Consider the following 2,129-nt stretch of genomic DNA (forward strand, 5'->3'; position numbering starts at 1 on the left):
AAAACTTTGCAACAGAACCAGTTCGTCTAAGAGTGAAGAGGATTTGAAAGAGTCGCAAAATCTAATGTATATGAAAAGACAAATTTCCGGAGTGACCCCATCGTGGATTTATTTTCTAACTAAATCAAACGTAACCAAAATTATAAATGAACGATTTACGTTTAAATAATTGAAAAATCCATTAAATTTAGCTATCACTTTCTAAGGAGTGATAGCTAAATTATTAACAAATAAGACACCGCTTACATTTTAAGGTTTTTAATATTGTCAAAATTGTGGTATAGCACTTACTTTATTTTCAACTTGTATATAAAGGTGATTTTATCTACAACCTCTTTTTTCACAAGTGATAGAAGCTGTTGTAGACTGCCAATCTTGTGGATTATCATCAATTTTCGCTCCACAGCCGGTTTGATTTCCGTCCCTCCTATGAATTTTACCTTTTTCTAACGTCTTTGTATCATTTCCAATATACTTGATATTTGCCATTATATTACCTCCATTTTTTTTACTAGGGACAATACTATTAAGCCTCAAGTATATTTTAATCTAAAAAGCTTTAAAATACTAATGTTTTCTTAAAATAATTTAAATATAAATATTAGTTTACATAAGATATATTATGCAAAGATTTAGATGTTAGGCGAATGTTAAGATTAAGCGCAACTATACATTACTTTTATATAAATATAGTTCGTCTTTTGCTCTTTTAAACCCTGTCGGTAAACTTAAATTGATACGATTGTTCGACAAAAACATTTTATAACAAATGAAATAATCTCTTGAAAATATCATGTAATTCTCGCGTATTCTAGTTTAAACTTTTGAGCTGGTGTTTTCCAATTTAGAATTTTTCTTGGTCTAGTATTTAAGTTTTCTACAGCGTCATCGACGATACGTTGCGAGACATTCTTAAAATTAAACGGTTTAGGGAAATATTCTCTAAGTAATCCATTATGATTTTCGTTAGAACCACGTTCATGAGGTGCATACGGATTTGCATAGTAAATTTTGCACCCGAAGGTGTCTTCAATAAGACCGACTTGAAATTGATTTACAAATTCAGTTCCTCGATCACAAGTAATAGATTTTACCCCTTGAGGATACATTTCTATTAGTTTTTTAATCGCTGCCATCATAGCGCGGCCTGTTTTATTAGGGAGTTTAATTGCTACGTATTGTCGTGTCTTTCTTTCGATAAAAGTTGCTAGACAGGTTGATATGCCTCGTTTTGAAACTACTGTATCAGCTTCCCAATGACCAAATTCTGTACGAAGCTGAACAGCTTCTGGGCGCAAATCAATGGTTCTATTTTCAAAGAAAGCTCGATCAATGCGAATCTTCGATCCAGATGACTTTACTTTATATCTTTTTCCATGTCTCCTAAGCTTTTTGATGTTGAAATCAATGGTTTTTGAGTAAATCCAGTTATAGATCGTGGATGTACATACCTTTACGCTTTTAATGGAATGTGCAATTTGTTCTGGAGAATATTTTAGATTCAGATATTTTAAAATAGTTTTGGTATTGTGAATCGTGGCTTTTTTAGTAACTCCACAGTTTTTTTTCCGCAATTTAGCGATATTTTGTGCACTTGAAGCTTGATAAGGCAACCGTGCGATACTGTTGGCTTTTCTAGCTTCAGTCCCCCGTTGAATCTCCCGAGTGATTGTTGAACGATGGCGATCTAATCTACGTGCTATTTCAGCTGGTCGTAATCCTTCGTCAAGATAGGCTTCAATTTTTCCACGCTCTTCAGCGGTTAAATGTTTATATACCATGTATCAAACTAGCTCCCTTGCTCTATTAATTACTACGGCAACGAATGATTTGACAATGAACCTTCACAGATATGAGATCCGCTTCCAACTAGGAGCTAACTTAAGACAAGTCAGCTCAGCCGATACAAGGCTATCATATCTGTGTTCATAATCAAATCGTACTCCCTGCAGTATGCAGGCAAATCGTATCATATTAAATAACGAGCATCAATATAAGTTTGTGGAGGTTTGTTGCGCTTTATTTTACTATTCAGGAGATTTAGATGTTAAACAGCTTAAAATCAAACTGTTATATACGTGCTAAATATTTATGTTAACTATAACCTTATTGGTTCTGTTGCAAAGTTT

General features: G+C 33.4%; 2 protein-coding genes. Both read right to left on the reverse strand.

Annotated features, from left to right (window positions below):
* Positions 1-321 precede the first annotated feature (321 nt).
* Positions 322-489 (reverse strand): hypothetical protein, encoded by a 168-nt coding sequence (locus tag CUS89_RS16180; RefSeq protein WP_181055384.1) that lies wholly within the window; start codon positions 487-489, stop codon positions 322-324.
* A 302-nt stretch (positions 490-791) separates the two neighbouring features.
* Positions 792-1,781, reverse strand: a complete 990-nt coding sequence (locus tag CUS89_RS15925; protein WP_002337512.1) for an IS30 family transposase — start codon at positions 1,779-1,781, stop codon at positions 792-794.
* Positions 1,782-2,129: the final 348 nt, after the last annotated feature.

It is taken from the genome of Enterococcus mundtii (assembly GCF_002947535.1).
GTDB lineage: Bacteria > Bacillota > Bacilli > Lactobacillales > Enterococcaceae > Enterococcus_B > Enterococcus_B mundtii_B.

Coding starts and splice junctions, on each gene's coding strand:
- CUS89_RS16180 (WP_181055384.1), bottom strand. CDS start 489: ATGGCAAATATCAAGTATATTGGAAATGATACAAAGACGTTAGAAAAA.
- CUS89_RS15925 (WP_002337512.1), bottom strand. CDS start 1,781: ATGGTATATAAACATTTAACCGCTGAAGAGCGTGGAAAAATTGAAGCC.